The organism is Paenibacillus sp. 01T47 (assembly GCF_056398245.1).
In genome coordinates this window covers 17,411-34,343 of record NZ_JBFTPA010000001.1, presented here as the reverse complement: position 1 = coordinate 34,343, position 16,933 = coordinate 17,411, and the positions used below count along the sequence as shown (strand labels likewise).

General features: G+C 43.8%; 14 protein-coding genes. 6 read left to right on the top strand and 8 right to left on the bottom strand.

Annotated elements, in window-relative coordinates:
• Positions 1–89: 89 nt before the first annotated feature.
• The 3 genes from AC1DOV_RS00150 to AC1DOV_RS00140 form a co-directional block, all read right to left on the bottom strand.
• Positions 90–1,076, bottom strand: a complete 987-nt coding sequence (locus tag AC1DOV_RS00150; RefSeq protein WP_477548841.1) for an NAD(P)H-binding protein — start codon at positions 1,074–1,076, stop codon at positions 90–92.
• Positions 1,077–1,313: 237 nt separating this feature from the next.
• A complete protein-coding gene (locus tag AC1DOV_RS00145) occupies positions 1,314–1,832 on the bottom strand; it encodes a TetR/AcrR family transcriptional regulator (protein WP_477512467.1) in 519 nt (172 codons plus the stop codon).
• A gap of 242 nt (positions 1,833–2,074) precedes the next feature.
• On the bottom strand, positions 2,075–3,994 hold the full coding sequence (locus tag AC1DOV_RS00140) for an AraC family transcriptional regulator (protein WP_477548840.1): 1,920 nt from the start codon (positions 3,992–3,994) through the stop codon (positions 2,075–2,077).
• A gap of 118 nt (positions 3,995–4,112) precedes the next feature.
• On the opposite strand from AC1DOV_RS00140, the gene AC1DOV_RS00135 reads away from it, so the two are divergent.
• Positions 4,113–6,041 (top strand): ABC transporter substrate-binding protein, encoded by a 1,929-nt coding sequence (locus AC1DOV_RS00135; protein WP_477548839.1) that lies wholly within the window; start codon positions 4,113–4,115, stop codon positions 6,039–6,041.
• Between the two features lie 80 nt (positions 6,042–6,121).
• On the opposite strand, the gene AC1DOV_RS00130 is transcribed toward AC1DOV_RS00135, so the two are convergent.
• Positions 6,122–6,970 carry a helix-turn-helix transcriptional regulator gene (locus AC1DOV_RS00130; RefSeq protein ID WP_339206102.1) on the bottom strand — a complete coding sequence of 283 codons (849 nt, stop codon included), beginning with the start codon at positions 6,968–6,970 and terminating at the stop codon, positions 6,122–6,124.
• A 247-nt stretch (positions 6,971–7,217) separates the two neighbouring features.
• On the opposite strand from AC1DOV_RS00130, the gene AC1DOV_RS00125 reads away from it, so the two are divergent.
• From AC1DOV_RS00125 to AC1DOV_RS00105, 5 genes are all read left to right on the top strand, one after another.
• Positions 7,218–8,597 carry an ABC transporter substrate-binding protein gene (locus AC1DOV_RS00125; RefSeq protein WP_441881183.1) on the top strand — a complete coding sequence of 460 codons (1,380 nt, stop codon included), beginning with the start codon at positions 7,218–7,220 and terminating at the stop codon, positions 8,595–8,597.
• A gap of 79 nt (positions 8,598–8,676) precedes the next feature.
• The gene (locus AC1DOV_RS00120; RefSeq protein ID WP_076270705.1) at positions 8,677–9,576 is read left to right on the top strand and encodes a carbohydrate ABC transporter permease; all 900 of its coding nucleotides are present in this window, start codon (positions 8,677–8,679) and stop codon (positions 9,574–9,576) included.
• A 16-nt stretch (positions 9,577–9,592) separates the two neighbouring features.
• Positions 9,593–10,450, top strand: a complete 858-nt coding sequence (locus tag AC1DOV_RS00115) for a carbohydrate ABC transporter permease (protein WP_441881184.1) — start codon at positions 9,593–9,595, stop codon at positions 10,448–10,450.
• Between the two features lie 40 nt (positions 10,451–10,490).
• Complete coding sequence (locus AC1DOV_RS00110; protein ID WP_441881185.1) at positions 10,491–11,288, top strand: histidinol-phosphatase; 798 nt, start codon at positions 10,491–10,493, stop codon at positions 11,286–11,288.
• A gap of 5 nt (positions 11,289–11,293) precedes the next feature.
• Entirely contained in the window at positions 11,294–11,992 is a 699-nt protein-coding gene (locus tag AC1DOV_RS00105; RefSeq protein ID WP_477548838.1) for an MgtC/SapB family protein, read from the top strand.
• A gap of 132 nt (positions 11,993–12,124) precedes the next feature.
• On the opposite strand, the gene AC1DOV_RS00100 is transcribed toward AC1DOV_RS00105, so the two are convergent.
• From AC1DOV_RS00100 to AC1DOV_RS00085, 4 genes are all read right to left on the bottom strand, one after another.
• The gene (locus AC1DOV_RS00100; protein ID WP_441881186.1) at positions 12,125–13,264 is read right to left on the bottom strand and encodes a toxic anion resistance protein; all 1,140 of its coding nucleotides are present in this window, start codon (positions 13,262–13,264) and stop codon (positions 12,125–12,127) included.
• A 25-nt stretch (positions 13,265–13,289) separates the two neighbouring features.
• Entirely contained in the window at positions 13,290–14,978 is a 1,689-nt protein-coding gene (locus AC1DOV_RS00095) for a vWA domain-containing protein (protein ID WP_477548837.1), read from the bottom strand.
• Complete coding sequence (locus AC1DOV_RS00090) at positions 14,968–15,735, bottom strand: hypothetical protein (RefSeq protein ID WP_477548836.1); 768 nt, start codon at positions 15,733–15,735, stop codon at positions 14,968–14,970. The genes AC1DOV_RS00095 and AC1DOV_RS00090 overlap by 11 nt, the downstream gene beginning before the upstream one ends.
• A 533-nt stretch (positions 15,736–16,268) precedes the next feature.
• Positions 16,269–16,916 carry a 2OG-Fe(II) oxygenase gene (locus tag AC1DOV_RS00085; protein ID WP_339206093.1) on the bottom strand — a complete coding sequence of 216 codons (648 nt, stop codon included), beginning with the start codon at positions 16,914–16,916 and terminating at the stop codon, positions 16,269–16,271.
• Positions 16,917–16,933: the final 17 nt, after the last annotated feature.

The window sequence follows — 16,933 nt, the reverse complement described above, 5'->3', positions numbered from 1 at the left end:
AAACCCACTATCCCTTCTGTTTTTTAACTAAATGCCGCGAACTGTGGTTGTATAAAACCACAATTCGCCGTATTTCATTCCGTACTTTTTTAGCCTCTACGCGATATTGCCTCTTTTACTTCATTCCGTTTCATAAGTGTATTAATTGTAGCCTTAATCCCTATCTCGTATGGTGTGGCAGGGATCGGTCCGACAAGCCGCATATATTTTTCACCGCTTAATACGAATGGTTCCTCAGTTAAATACAGCATCTCAACGACCTCTTTCATAACTGGGGAAAATAAACCGAGCAGCGATAAGCCCATTTTGCCAAGCGGTATGACTGGTTTTGACGTACCTGCTGCCCTCTGGGCTATCTTTACAAAATCGCGGCCAGAGATGACGCCTGACGCTGGAATATGCCAGTTCTGCTCATAAGCATCCTCCCTAATGGCCAGCTCCACGATCATAATTGCCGCATCCGGCAAATAAACAAATTCACGAGCAACCTTCATCGTTCCAATAAATACGGAAGGTTTGCCAGCTGCAATTCCCTCTAAAGTGGATCCCAAATAGGATACTTGGTTAGCAGATGGGCCATAATAGTCAGGTAAACGAACAATCATTTTATGCGCCTTATTCCACCGTGGGCTAAACACCATTTGCTCGTACTGCAGTCGAACCTTTCCTTTTTTAGTGTGCGGATTTTTAGGATGATCCTCAGTTGCCTGAGTAGTCGTTTTTCTCCCATAAGGATAAATGCCATCCACAACGACGATTTTTGTACCAAGCTGATTAGCAGCCTCCATAACTGCCTGTCCCATAGGGATCAGCTTCGTATGCATGTCATTGTACGGCACATTCGCACAGCTAAAAATAACCTCATGACCTTCGCAAGCTGATATCAGCTCTTTGGTATTAAGAACATCTCCAACTTTAAGCGATAAATGCTCAGGATTACCCAAATCCATCGCAAGCTGTTTCAGCTTTTGATGAGACCGCCCGAATGCCGTAGTCTCGATTCCTCTCTTTAGAAGCTCCTCAACAATGGGAGCACCAGTACCTCCGGCAGCACCTAATACAATAGCTTTTTTCATTATTATTCACTCCTCAAATTTGTGATTGATCAATCACTAACATATTGGCGTACGGACAATGCATTGACTTCAAAAACAAATAACAAATCAATTACCTTGGCAAGCTTCTATTACTGTCTGTATCTAAATAGCCACGGTAGCCCCTAATATGCCAAGTATTTTAAATGTATTTTATTGATGTAAAACATTTATTGATTGATCAATTACATCAATAGGTTAAAGAGCCAAAAATCAGCTCTAATACATTAACTCCGGCAAGGCTAGCGCCATCGAGACATTACACAGCATGCCTCTAGCCAAAAATATAACCGTTTTATCCTTCGGATTCTCAAGCCCAGCTTGCTGGAATGCATGTAACACTAACTGCTGCACTTCACGATATCCATTTCGCATAACCTCGACAATCGCTTCGTCTTTTATCGTCTGAGCCTGCATTAACAGCAGCGTTTCATTCTGATACGATTTCATGACTTCTATATAAGCTTCAACAAGCTCCTTCTCAAGCTGCTCAGGTCCCGCTGTCTCGATCACGCTGCGAAATGCATCTACGATGCGTGTCCATGAAACCTCCAAAGCTTCTTTCAACAGAATTTCCTTCGTTGCAAAAAAACGAAAAACATACGGCTGTGATATTTGAGCACGTTCAGCAACCTTTGCGGTTGTCGCGCGATAATATCCAATTTCAGCGAAAACTTCAATCGCAGCAGCAATAATATCTGTACGGCGATTAACGGACGCTGCTGTATTTTTTTCCATTGTATCTTCCACCTTTAAGTACTCACTTGTTAGTAATTGATCAATCACTAACTGAATTGATCATAACTTATCGTTTGAAGGAATGCAATAGCTTTTTAGCCCGGCTGCAATTTAAACACATGAGTTCAATCAATTGAAATCGAAATAACGAAGACAACAGCTGCATATCCACTGTTATCTTCGTTTTTGAATATCCCATTACTGTTGTACCCTATTCCACAGGCAACCCACACTAACTACAGTCACTTACCAACTAACCATTCTGCTATTTCTTCAGTCTGGAGTAGGATCGCTATGGGGTCCCAGTACCATGACCGGTCGCTTCCCCATATGTACACCCTATCGTTCTTGACCGCATCAAGCGTATTCCATATCGGATCAGCCTTGAGATCTGCAAGGGTATGCGAATCGGAAGTCAGTATTATATAGTCCCCTACATATTTCGGCAATACCTCATTGGATATCGATGCCCAGCCCGGATCTTTCATTTCATCAACAACAGCAGCTGGCGGCTTGAAGCCAAATCCTCCGTAAACGGCTTGCCCACCCTTGCCAAAGTTTGCGCCTACCGCGGAAATGTTTTTATCCATTATTTCTAGAATGGAGAATGTACTGTCAGCCGGAACGACCTGCAATACTTTTTGCTTGGCTTCGGCTATTCTTCGATCATAATCATTGAGCCACTTCTCTGCTTCCTGCTCCTTACCGAGCAGCTTGCCGAAATAGGTAATTTCCTCATGAACGGTTTTCAACGATGCATAAGGTATGATAACCGTAGGTGCGATTTTTGGCAGCTGTTCATTCATTTCAGCATAGGTATCGTCCATAATAATAAGGTCGGGTTCCATCTCCAAAATTTTCTCGATATTGCCGTTGCCCTCTCCTATATCTTCAACGCCCTTTAAAGCATCACCGAAATAAGGGTTTTTAATGTGATGGTTAGAAGTTCCGATAGGGACAACACCAAGCGCAATGAGGCTTCCTAAATATTCACCTGCTACGATTCGTTTCGGATGCGTAGGAACTTCTATATCTCCAGCAATTGTAGAGATGGTTTTGGTCTGGGATTCCTCAGCAGGGGGCGACGCTGTCGCCGTTGATGGATTAGTCGTCTCCGCTGTACTCTCTACCCCACAGGCACTCAATAATAAAATAAAACTTAATAGCAATCCCACCACCATGGACGGTCTCAATTGTTTAATCATTTGTATTTCTCCCTCTCCACTTCGTTGATAATGATTATCATTTAAATCAGTATAGCCGAGTAGATTGGGGGAGACAATGGACGATCTCATGCTTATGGAAGGATAATCTTCTACCTTGTGCTTGGAAGAGTACTTCAATTTATATTGTGTCGGTGACATACCTTTATTTTTTTTGAACATTCTGCCTAAATAATAAGGGTCCTGATAACCAATACCGATAGCGATTTCTCTTAGCGTGGCATTGGTACTGAGCAGCAGCTCTGCTGCCTTATCGATGCGTACCTTGATCAAATAATCGATCGGACTGAGGCCTGTCCGGCTTTTGAAATAAGTAGACAAATGGGGAACACTGTAATTCAAAGTTTCAGATAAGGATTCCAAAGTAATGGACTCTGCATAACGTTCATGAATAATCGAAATGATTTGAACTGCCAAATCGCGTTTTTCTGGTCGCACACCCTGTACCTGCATTTGATTTAATAAATCATATACAAATTGATGGAGCAAAGCCCTCACACGCAATCTCCCCAGCGGTTCTGCCCTTCCCCATTCCTTATGCATGTCTGTCATGCTGCGATATAATGCTACCGGAAAAGCAGGCACAAAGCCGTATTGGGCATGAAAAGGTTGGGCGCGCTCTACCAGATCGATCATTTCCTGCCGAACAGGCGATGGAATACGTGCTTTATAATAAATCACATAATATTCAAACCCCTCGGCACCAGCACGAATATCCAAAACTGATCCTTTGCCAGTATGAAATATTTTAAATCGTTTGGCATGGTGATCCACACCATCCAGACAAACTTGCGCACTTCCTTGAATAGACATCACAAATATGCTGGCAGGTACGGAGTAGGCAGATAACGATTCTTCGGCTTTCATATTGATGTGACGAACATCAAAAATGGTGCAAAAAGCATGATTCCATGACACCAAATGATCATGCAATTCCATTTTCAGAAACCTGCTTTCTCTATACGCGCTTAATGGGGTACGATATGATTATATATTATAAATGATATGTATTCTCACTAGTAAAATAATTCTATGTAATCCGTCACGGGGTGTGGTTATGGAATGGCATGAGACCATCACAATATGGAGCCAAACGCCGGTTAAAGTGCTTGATATTCGGCATTTGGCAATGAAGACAGGTGAGGAATTGCAAGCTTACCGCCTTCCAGCAAATGCTTTTATCTTCACTAACCAAGGTGAGGCTAAAATAAGTCTTGATGGAATGGCTGTCGAATCCGCTAATTCCCAGCTGCTGCACGGCGGCAAAGGCGCTACGCTGAATATCAGCTGTCTGAGCCGTCCTTTTGACTACTATCTTATTTTATATAAACCTATGCGCGGCTTATCTACTCAATCTACGCAAAAACAAGCTGAGCAGCATGCTCCATTTGGGCAGCAATATACATTTAAAGCGAAACACCCCTTATCTTTGCTTGCTCTACTAGAGTCTATGCTGCAGCATTGGAAACTGAGTGAAGAGCTGGACCGGCTGCAGGTGACAGGTCTCTTCTACCAATTCGTGCATGAGCAGTTCCGCCAGCTGCGTATCGCTGATACTGAAGCTGCCCCGCCAGATCTGGCTGTACAGATCGCTAATTATATTCATGCGCATTATCACGAAACGATCTCCATGGAGATGATCGCGAATATATTTCATTACAGCACACACTACCTCTCCAGAGTGTTTAAACGAAAATATGGATGCAGCCCTATGGAGTATCTCGTTCAGACACGTATGAATCAAGCTAAGTTTTTGCTAAATGAAACAGAGGTGACCATTCGTGATATCGCCTACAGTGTCGGATATGCAGATATGTATTATTTTAGCCGCCTTTTCAAAAAGCAAAATGGCGAAACACCAGCTCAGTTCAAAATGCATAACCTCGGTTTAAAAAGTTCAGTTCGCACAAATTTTATGCCCGAATCGTTCATTGCTCCCTCCCTAGAAGAAGGTTATATTGTTAAAAGTGATAATCATTATCAACAAGATACTTGGAGAGTGGATGAAATGAGTTTTGGTTTTAAGCCTTCTTTTGCTGTAACGCTATTGTTTAGCCTATCGTTGCTGCTTGCTGCTTGTGGTGGTTCAGATTCAAATGTGCAGCAGTCTACGGAGGGCGATAATAAGCAGCAAAGTGAAAGTACAGATACATTGCCGGCAGAGACTAGGCTTTATAAGGATGCATTAGGGCGAGAAGTGACTATCCCCGTTAAGCCGAGCAAGGCTGTCGTCATTACATACGGTGGTTATTTGCTGCCGCTAGGACTAGAGCCAGTTGGGGTCGATCAAGGTACACTTGAACAATATCCAGACACCATGACAGAGGCTGAAAGTATTGGTGATGGACTTGGCAATGCAGAGGCTATATCTGCCCTGCAACCAGACATCATTATACTGCCAGACTATCATAGCGCTGAAATCTACGAAACTTATCAGAAAATAGCTCCAACGGTTGCCGTAGCATGGGGCGGCGATCCAGATGTCATCAATACGCTCCGAGCGATGGGCGATGTCATGAACCGGAAGCCAGAGGCGGAAGCATGGATTTCTAAATTTGAGGAGAAGCTTGAGCGTATCCGAGATGAGATCAATATTAATATTAAAGAAGGTACAACCGCCATCACGTTCATTCTTTATAAGGGCGAGGTTCTATTGGGAGGCAAAGGCGGTACTTTGGGCAAGCTGATCTATGAGGATCTAGGCTTCCAAATGCCAGAGCAATTTGAGAAATTTGCAGACGGCGGCGCTGCGTTGTCGATGGAATCTTTGGCTGATCGGCCTGCAGACTATTTCTTCACACAAATGAAGGATGAAGAGCTGGAAGAGATGACAAAGCTATTCCAAGAGCCTCTCTATAAAGCCATTCCCGCAGTAAAAAATAATCGTGTCTTAAACGTAACCCGTAATAAATGGAATTATGGTCCTGACCTCGTGGATGAAGCGGTAGATGCGTTAATCGCACAGGTAGAGCAGTCGCAGAAATAAGGTTGAACTATAACTAGCTTAATCTAAAAAAGCCAACAACCGCGCATGATTTGCGTCGGAGTTGGCTTTTTTTTATTGGGTTAATTCAATTCAAACTTATAGGCTTGGCGGTATTTGAGCGGTGAATGGCCAGTAATATCTTTGAAAATACGTCCAAAATGCGTCATGCTCTCAAAGCCTACCTTTTCAGCAATATCAGCTATTTTCAAGGTGCTCCCCGTTAAGAGCTGGCGTGCCTCCTTGATTCGAACATTGTTCAAGTACTCTGTGAAGGTGAAGCCTGTGTTCTCCCGAAACATTTTGCAAAAGTAAGAGGAGCTGATGAAAAACCTGCTGGATATGCCCTGAATCGTTTGGTTTTCATGATAATGCTGGTTCAAATAGTCAACGATTTCGAAAATCTTTTTATTGATCGGATTGCTTCCATCATGTTCAGCTGCAGGAAGCGTTGACGTCTTGCGGTAAAGGAAAATAAGCAGCTCGAACAGCAGTGTTTTTAAATAATATTCATAGCCGGGAGGCTGCTTAATAAATTCCGCAATCATTTTATCGAAAAGCTTCTCGATCATGCTTTGTTCTTGGCCGTTTAAGGGCATGAAATTTTTGCCGCTTGAAAAGCTGGATAGCACATGAAAGCTGTCATTGTAAGGAAACATATCCTCAAGGAATTCCTCTTGAAACAACAGCGTAATCCGCTCAAATGATTCTCTGCTTGAATTGACCAGCTTATGAATCTCATTCACATTGATGATCAATAACGCGCCGCCAACCACCTGATAGCTTTTATCCTCGATAAAGTAGCTGATATCACCAGAGACGAGATAGAAGATTTCATAGCCATTATGATAATGACGTGATGGCATGCTTGTGTCAGTTTTTCTCTCACGACTAATATCAAACTTCGCAGCTTCATAAAAATTTGACTCCACAAACATTACACCGCCATGTAAAGTAATGAGTTTATATTCAAAGTAATATACGTAGAAAAATGATAAATTAGATAAGATATGTGCTTATAATTCATATTATCATATGCTATATTGGTTAGCAATAAGGCATAACAACAGTGGGTGATGCATAGTAGAACATGCTTTTGGAATGAAATATCAATAATTCGAGTTAGTTTTATTAACATTTTGTAAATGTGGGTTCAAAAAAACGAATACGGGGGTTGTCATGAAAAATCTAATAACGAAAAATCGTTTAGTGATGAGTGCACTTCTTTTGTTTTCCCTTTCTACCACGTTGTCTGCTTGCGGCGGTGAAGCCGGGTCAAAAAATAACAGCAACGGAGGGGTAAAGAACAACGGCAAGGATAAGGTTGAGATCGTTTGGGTAATGGCAGCAGACCCAGACAAAAAGGCATGGCAGGACGCAATGGTTTCGACCTTCGAAGAAAGCCATCCGAATGTTAAAGTGCGGCTTGAGAATATCCCGTACGATCAATTCGATCAAAAGCTGACTACCTTGATTGCCAGCGGCAATGCGCCGGATGTTTGGAATCCTAATCAGGCGGATAGCGGATTTGCTACTTATATGAAGATGGGCGCATTGAAGGACCTTACTCCTTATATTGAGAAAGGGGCTCCCGAGCTCGATACAATGGACCCTAACCTGCTCGATATTTATAAAATCAACGGCAAAAATTACGGCGTTCCGCTCGTAAGCAACGCTACTTATCTTTATTACAACAAGGACTTATTTGATGCTGCTGGCCTTTCTTACCCGACGACCGACTGGGATGATAAGTCTTGGAATTTCGATGCGATGCTCGAAACCGCACAAAAGTTGTCTCATGACGTAGGTGACGCTCGCAAGCAGGTTTTTGGTTTCTCCAGCGCATTAAGCGCAAATGCAATGACATGGCTATTCGGAGGAGATCTATTCAAGCCCGAAGCTTATACATCTGGCGTAATGGGTGAGCCTGATCTAATGAAACCGATTAACGTCGAAGCGCTGCAGTTCAATGTGGATTTGATCAATAAATACAAAGTAGCGCCGGACGCAGAGACAGTAGCCGCATCCGCGCAGCTGGGCGATCCTTTCCTTACCGGCAAAGTCGGAATGTACATTTCCGGTGGCTGGGGACTCGGCTCCTACAAGCAAGCGGATTTCAAATGGGGCGTTGCGGCTGTTCCCTATCATGATGGACGCAAGGTTACCCTTTATGTTGACCCTTGGAGCATCTCAGCAACAAGCAAGCATCCCGACGAGGCTTGGGAATTCGTCCGGCATTTAGCTAATCCAGCTGAAGGCGGCGGCGCCTACCGTTACATGAATGAAGTAGGGAGAACGCCGGCAGACGCGAGCCTTTTCAAGCTTTGGTATGACAAAATGGGTGCAGAAATCGGCATGGACCCTGAGGCATTCAAGCAGGTTCATGAAGGCTCAATCAAGTATGGCCGGGAAGCTGAAAACCATTTGATCGTCAAATTCAATACGGTTCTAGAAACGATGAACCAATCGCTCTATCTGGTATGGGGAGGCAAGAAGAGCATAGCCGACGGTTTGAAAGTGTTGAATGATAACCTCCTATCGTTGAATTTGAATCAATAGCAGCCAGAGCTTTAAGTAAATTTCAGCCGAGCGGATGCCCTACATTAGAAGGCGTCCGCCGGCCCAACGGAGGTAGCCCATGAGAAAGCTTTCGCTGGCCATGAAGCGCGAGGAACGGTCGTTTTGGTTTTTCATAGCCCCTTGGTTTATCGGTTTTATATGCTTCACCGGGGGACCGATTCTCGTCTCGCTGCTGCTCAGCTTCACTGATTACAATGTCATCTCGTCCCCGACATTTGCAGGAACAAGCAATTACAGCACGCTGTTCGGAGACCGGCTGTTTTACAAGTCATTGTCCGTGACTCTCTATTACAGCGTAATGGCCGTACCGTTTACGATACTGACATCTTTAATTGTTGCCGTTCTGCTTAATCAAAAAATCAAGGGGCAATCGCTCCTACGCACGCTGTATTACGCACCAAGCATCATATCTGGTGTAGCCGTCTCCTTTTTGTGGTCATGGCTGCTTAACCCGCAGTTCGGTGTCGTGAACTCAGTCCTTTATGATTGGTTCGGGATTCAAGGACCAGGTTGGTTTACGAGCCCGGGTACGGTCGTTCCATCCATGGTACTCATGCAATTGACGGCATCAGGCAGCACGATGGTGATCTTTCTTGCCGCGCTGCAATCGCTGCCGGCAGATCTGTTTGAAGCCGCATCTATGGAAGGGGCGAGCGGTTTCGCAAAGTTCCGTAAAATTACGATTCCGCTTATTTCACCTGTCATTTTATTCAATACCATTATTAGCATGATCGGATCGCTGCAAATCTTTACGGAAGCCTACGTTATCACGAAGGGAGGGCCGGACTGGAACTCCTATTTCTACGTGTATTATTTATTTGATACTGCATTCAAGCAGTTCCGGATGGGGTATGCCTCCGCTCAGGCATGGATATTATTCCTGCTTATTTTCGCGCTGACTCTCGTATCGCTGTGGGGCTCCAAAAAATTCGTCCACTATGAATATGACTCGAAGTAAAGGAGGTTCCTTTATTATGAAGCGAAAAAAATCGTACAATCACGGCGATCTGCGTCTGATGGACAAAACAATCATCTACCTCCTTCTATACGGAGGCGTTCTATTGTTCGCATTTCCGCTGTTTTGGATGCTCTCCACTTCGCTTAAGACCATCGGCGAAATTCATCGCGTTCCGATGACGTGGTTTCCAGCCCATTTGCAGTGGATCAACTTTAAGCAGATTTTCATCGATGCCCCTATGGCTCGTTTCCTATGGAACTCGGTGTGGTACTCAGCCGTGACGGTAGGTGCAGTCGTATTCTCCTCGTCGATGGCCGCATTCGCTTTTGCGAGATTGCGGGCGCGCGGAAGTATGCTTTTATTCGGGCTTGTCCTCAGTACGATGATGATTCCGTCCCAAGTTACCTTGATTCCGCAATATTTGCTGTTTACAAAGCTGCACTGGACAGGCACGTATCTGCCGCTCGTGATTCCAGCTTTTACAGCAAGCTCCTTCACCATTTTTCTAATGCGTCAATTTTATTTGGGCATTACCAAAGAATTGGATGAAGCCGTCAAAATCGACGGAGGAAGCCATTTCACGATGTATTTCCGCATCCTGATTCCCCTCTCCATGCCTGCGTTTGCAACTGCGGCTATTTTGGAGCTGATATCGAGATGGAATGATCTATTCGGACCGCTCATTTATTTGAACGATATGACGAAATACCCGATTTCACTCGGGCTCGCTAACTTTACAGCTGCATACGGGGCAACACCGTGGCATCTATTGATGGCAGCTTCGCTGGTCGCAATTTTGCCGCTGCTATTCATTTTCTTTTTTGCTCAAAAGTATTTCATTCAAGGAATCGTTGTATCCGGCTCTAAAGGCTAAATGTATCTAGTATTCATCACGCATTCATCGGAGGTACTACATGAAGTTTGACTATCATACGCATCATGAACGCTGCGGACATGCAGTTGGTTCGGTCAAGGAATATATCGAAGCAGCAATAACACAGGGATTAGATATTATCGGCATCTCGGATCATACGCCATTTTTTGCAATTGCTGAGGATCGTCCTTCCTTAACTGGCAGCATGGCAAAAAGCGAGTTTCCAGCTTATATTAAAGAGGTCTTGGAGCTAAAGAAAGACTATGAAGAAAAAATAGAGGTGCTGCTCGGCATCGAAGCTGATTTTTTACCTGAACATCTGGATTTATACCGCTCGGTTATCGCTTCTTATCCTTTTGATTATGTTATTGGCTCTGTGCATGAATTCGCCGGTATCGGCATATACGATTCAGAGTATTGGGAAGGCTTGACTGCAGCACGTAAATTGGAAGTGAAAAATTTATTTTATGATTATATCGCTCAGTCCGCCAAGTGTGGATTATATGATATTTTAGGTCATGTCGATTCATTGAACCGCTACTTCTACGGTTATCCAGAGCTCCGCACAGAAGCTGCCGACGTCACGTTGAAAGCAATCGCTGCTAGCGACGTCGTCATCGAAATCAATTCTTCCGACAACAATTGGGTGCCGGATGGCTATTTCCTAGAACGCGCGCTCCATTATGGGGTTAAGGTGACCTTCGGCTCCGATGCGCACCAGCCCGAACGTGTAGGCGAGCATTTCTCGGCCATCGGCAGCCATTTATATGAAATTGGGTATCGAGAATGGGCCATATTCCGCAAACGCGAACGGTTGATGGTTCCAATTAGTCGGTGATCGCCTTGGATAACCCGTGGGTTATTGACCATGCCACCATCCTAATCCGGTTGTCTCTAGCCGTATTTCATGGCGGTCTCATCGGCTTCGAACGGGAGCAGCAAAATCATCCGGCTGGGCTCCGCACGCATATTCTGGTTTGCCTCGGCTCTTCGATGATCATGCTGCTGTCCATTTACGGCTTCGCTGAATTTGCGGGAGAGCCCAACGTACGGATTGACCCGGCGCGGCTAGCAACGGCTGTCATTACCGGCGTCGGCTTTCTCGGAGCCGGCACGATTCTATTCACAGGCAAGTCTATTACGGGACTGACAACAGCCGCTTCCTTATGGGTCGTCGCAGCCATTGGGCTGCAGATCGGTGCGGGCTTTTATTTCAGCGCAGCGGCAGGAACGATTCTTGTGTTCATCACATTATGGGTTTTCAATAAAGTGGAGCACCGTTTTCTGAAGAGCAAGAAGGTTAGAAAGCTTACCATTCAGGCGGAGACAGAAGAGGAACTGCTGGACATCGTCACCCAGAGGCTTGCCAGCCGCTCGATTATGACGCAAAAAATGATGCTGCAGCGGATACGTCCATCACTTGATATGCCGCTATGCTGGGAAGTAAAGCTTGATATCGTCGTTCCAAGAACCATGGAGCCGAAGGAAATCGTAGCCGAAATGAAACAAATCGGCGGAGTCGTTGCTGTCAGTTTTGAATAGAATAATAAGCAGCTAAACACCCCCGGCGGTTATCGCCGGGGGTGTTTGTACGTATTTGCAAATTAATTGATGCATTTACTAGTATATCAACTTTTTTAATTAGAGGGGCGTCGCCCCTTCCCATCGAGCAATCTACAAGCCTAACTTTTGCCCCTTCTCCAGCCGCAAAATTCTGCTCTCTCCCTCATTCGCCAGTTCTCTGAACTGACTAATGGTTTCACGCATACGAGGAAGCGCCTCCTGCTTATAAGTGCTAATTGAATCTAACGCCGACAGCACATCAACAAAAGCCTGTTTCATTGTGTCGACTGAAATATTTGTTTCAAGTGATTGCTTATGGATCGCTGCACCTTGATCTTTCAGCATTTTTGAAGTGCCGCTGATGAGAGTGTCCGTGGTTTGATTGAGAAGCTCAATCTTTTTTAGTACAATCCTTTGATTGTAGAGTGCGCTGGCTACTGTGACTGAAATTTTCAGGGCAGAAACGGTAACGTTCCTCGCTCTGTCTACCCCTCTCATGAGCTCCTTATTATTTCTCATCACAACTTCAATTGCCATAATCCCCTGTTGATTAACGACCATCATTTGCTGCAAATCCATGAGACGCTGGCGCAAAGGAAACAAAACTTCCTCTGTGATGAACAGGATTTTGTCTTCAGATTCTTGACGCAGTTTAGCTGCTTCGATCTGCGATTCAATTTCCGAGTCCATTAACACACCCAGTTGGATTTCCTTTTGAAGCTTTTTAGTGAGCTCTCTGAGAGCATGCTGCTCAATTTCCAAGGTTGTATTGTCATTTTTCAATACCGTTTTTCCCTTATCCAAAGATATTATAATGTCCGAAATGACAGCATCTGCTTTCTGGTACTTTACAAAATAACGACGCAAAGGGTTAAACAACATGCCTAAAACGCCGCTTTTGGCAAAATCTATGACGCTGGGATCTAGATCTTTTAACTGAAGATGCAGCTCCGCCAAGCCCTTGGCTACTTGCCCGCCTTCATCCCCTGTTTTTGATAAGTTCCCTACAGAAACCTGCAAAAGAGCATTTTTCTCCGAGGATGACCGCATGGAGCTCATCCCGAAGCTATCGATGGATTGCAAGACCGCCCTCCGTTTCTCCAATGACTCGATATCCAATGCCAAAATCGTAGAAACATTATTTAAAGCCAGCTCCTTCAGCTGCGTTAATTCCTCTGGCTCGGGCTTAACCTGCTCCTCCATTGCTGATTTCAGTTTTTCCTCACTAATCACTTCCATAGAAAATGACATTGAAGCCCCTCCTCATTGATAATCCTTACATTTGAACGTTGAGCAAATTGCTGATTTTATAAACAACATCCTCTGTATCTGCGTTAATGCTGGCCGCCTCATTGATGCTCGAAATACTTTGAAGCGCCTTGATGTTCGCATTGTAACCTATCGTGTAGATCGGGATTTTGTACGTCTCAATCAGTCCTCTAATATCTTTAAGCGAATGCCCTTCATTCGTTTCCCCGTCGCTGAGCACAAAGATCAGCGGCTTCACATCCGGATTTAAGGCCATCTCATCCTGAAGCATTTTCATTGCCACCACAATACCGTCAAAAGTAGCTGTTCCTCCACTGGCCTGAAGGCTGTCTATGGCCCCAACGAACATCGACTGCTGATTCGTGTCATACTTCCCTATAGGAAGATTAATGGCTACGTCACTGGAATAAGAAACGAATCCAATACTGTTGTCCCGTCCCAAAAACTTTTGTCCTTTCAGCAGCGATTCCTTCAATCGGTTTAAGGGTTCACCGCCCATGCTCCCTGATACGTCTGCTACAAACACAGCCGCAAGCGGTTTACTCCCGTTCTTCTTTTCCTTCCACAGCTTCTGGGCAGCAGACAGAATACTGCCATCCACCGGTTCAAGCTCAGACTTATAGTCATTCAGGCCATTAAAACCCTTTTGCTCTGCTAATTTCTGATATTTTTCTTGTTCCACAAAATCCGCAAACTTCTGAATAATGTCGAGCTTATCCTTTGGCAAATCACCTAAAGCATAAAGCGGGCTGTCATGCCTGACACCGAAAGGGGTGAACACGTAACCTGCTTTGAAATCTGTTGCGTTCACAAAGGTTTGATACTCAAGAACAAAAGCATCAAGCATACCTGTCTTAGCTGCCTCACGCATTTGCAACGTGGTAGAAGCAATAAACGGTACATTTGCCTGGAACTTCTCAAAGCCTTGAACCGCTTTCTCCCCAAGCAGATTGGAGCTGTCAAAGGTTCCGAGGGCAGTCACCAGAAAGTTTAGCCCTGTAGAACTGGCAAATGGATCTGTATACCCCATAGCCAGCTCATTATCCGCGATAGCATCAGTTACTGTTTTTAAATTCAGAGAACCGTATTTATCGACCAGCTCATCATATTTCGCCTTCGTTGCTACAATGCCAGTAACATTGCCAACAAGACGCTTAGAGACCAGCTCAGCTTGGATGCCATCCGCTTTCACCATTTCTCCCCACAGCTCGTTGGAAGGAGTAAAAGCATCCGGTATATATTTGCCTGATCTGATATAATCGGTAGCAGTTCCCGAAGCAATATTACGGATCATGACCGAAACCGGCTTTCCATTTACCGTCGTATTGGATTTATTGAATTCTTCAGCCACCTCGTTTAACCAGCCATCAACACCCGTTCCTGATTTCTCTGTGGATGAGAAAATCTCTACAAAGCTGTCCGTTGTATTCGTTACTGAAACCGGAAACTTCGAAATATCAGGTAAGGAATCCCCGATTGACGCGGGATCGAGATCGATTTGACCCTTGATTGGCTCTATCGTTTTCACAGACACATCTTTATATAATTTATCAAGCTTTTTTGCTGCATCTTCCGTCGTGATCTGCGTCTTTGTTTTACCTAAATTTGAAGTTAAGCTAATGCCTAAATAAACAAGCAAAAAAACAGACACTGCAATAGCTCCTATCACTACAAAAGCTTTCCCCTTACCTGCCATATCCGTCTCCCTCTCCATGCTTATATAATTTAGTCTGCTTGATTAATAAATCGATTTCCTTCATGCATGACATTTCCTCAACATCTCTATAGTCGGTACTGTTTAACAGCGATATTTCCAATAATAATTTATCTAGCTTAAGCAAAATTTCCTCATTTGCACGAAGATAACCCGTCACGTAGGATAAGTACTCCTTGTATAAATTTGTTTTTTCCTGTACTAGCTTGTTAGATAGCCCCGCGGGTTGTTGTTGGCCTGTAAAGTTGGCGTATCCAGAGGCATTGAATACACTAAGCTTATTGAGAATACCTCTAATATTAAGATAGAACAGCTTCTCAACCTCATAAATAACTGAATCGAACTTCTTATAGCTTAATTCCGTCTGATCAAATCGCTGACTAAGAACCTCGGTCAAGGCGTTCTTCTTCTTATCTATGCGTTCCAGCTGATCCAAAGCAAGTGCGATATCATTTTTAAGATCTTTTGCATGTCGATACGGTTGAAGCGCTGCGATATAATCCTCACGCGTTGAAATGTTTTTTACAGGCAGCGCAACTGGCGGTTTAAAAAGAAAACTATAACTCCCATATAACATAACAAGAAGGCTTACAACCAATAACGTTACGCCTGAAGCCGTTTCAAGTACACTTTCACCTCCTATTTCCACACCTAGAAGCCCAGGTGACAACACAACAATATTCAGAATCGCAACACCGCCAATAAGCCCAAACAGCTTCAAAAATCTCCCGTTATCCAACGTTCACACTTCCCCTGCTATTACAGTAACTTACTCCAATTCAACTTTTTAAGAAGCATCGTTATCAACACAGCTACATCGTTAAAATATAGATATTAAACTCCTTATGCTTAATTTTATCAGAGAATAACCGAACAAGCTCCTAAATCTTACTAATTTATCCGTTTGAATTTATAAATGGAAAAAAGAGATGCCTGAAGGTCTCTTTGTTATTGGATTTATAAGTAGGAGAAAGTTAAATTCTTTTTGCCCGAACCCACAATGATCTGCTGCCTAGAGGCATTAGAAAGCTGAAGCTGTAATACCTGTTTAAAGTGACTTACGAGGGTATTAAGTGATGTAATCAACCTATTCATTAAAAATTAAAATGGCTGCTTAATAAGTGAAAAAGCAAAAACCCCGACCTCTTATGGTCGGGGTTTCACATTGTGGAAGCGAACTGCGCCAAAGTACAACGACAATTCGCCTCAGCGCAATGATTTGATTGCTGTGAGTAGTATGATTCCTTATATTCATTGCTTCCAAATCACTCTTTATGAAATGCGCAGCGCCTGTCTTCTCATCCACATCGTCGCGACCCACTTTTCACCTTTAATCACCGGTGTACCTGCATGCAAGGTGAAATCATTTATTTCATTATTGTTATAAAAATATTCAAAGTAAACAGCCATGCCTTTGTTAGGAAAAACTGAAATATTAAGCAGAGGGAACGCCGTTTCTCCGCCTTCCTCCACATCATTCAAATACATTATAAGCGTACTAATTCGATTGTTAGCACTTGCTCGATTTGTTTCTGCGAAAAAATCATAATGTGGCTGATACTCTTGGCCAGGGGTATATAGCAAAACTTGCAAGCCGTCGCCATGCTCAATGGGAATATTCATAATTTGAGAGAATCTTTTTTCGATTTTTGTAATCGTCTCATTCTCCTCACAAAATACTCCACTGCTCGTTCTAATTTGGTTCTCTGCACGATCTCCACTTATTTTTGAACGCTGCAATTGTTCCCTAGAATGTCTAATTAGCTCATCGCATTCCTCATCGCTAAGCACATTTCCTAGTACGACAACCAATGGCTCCTCATACTTGGCAAGAATACGAATCTCTCGATCTTCTGTCTTAATTGTATTTCCAGCATGATCAAATATTGTCCGCTCTTTTTCCGTCGTATCCCCTATCATTCTTACACAGCCCCTAT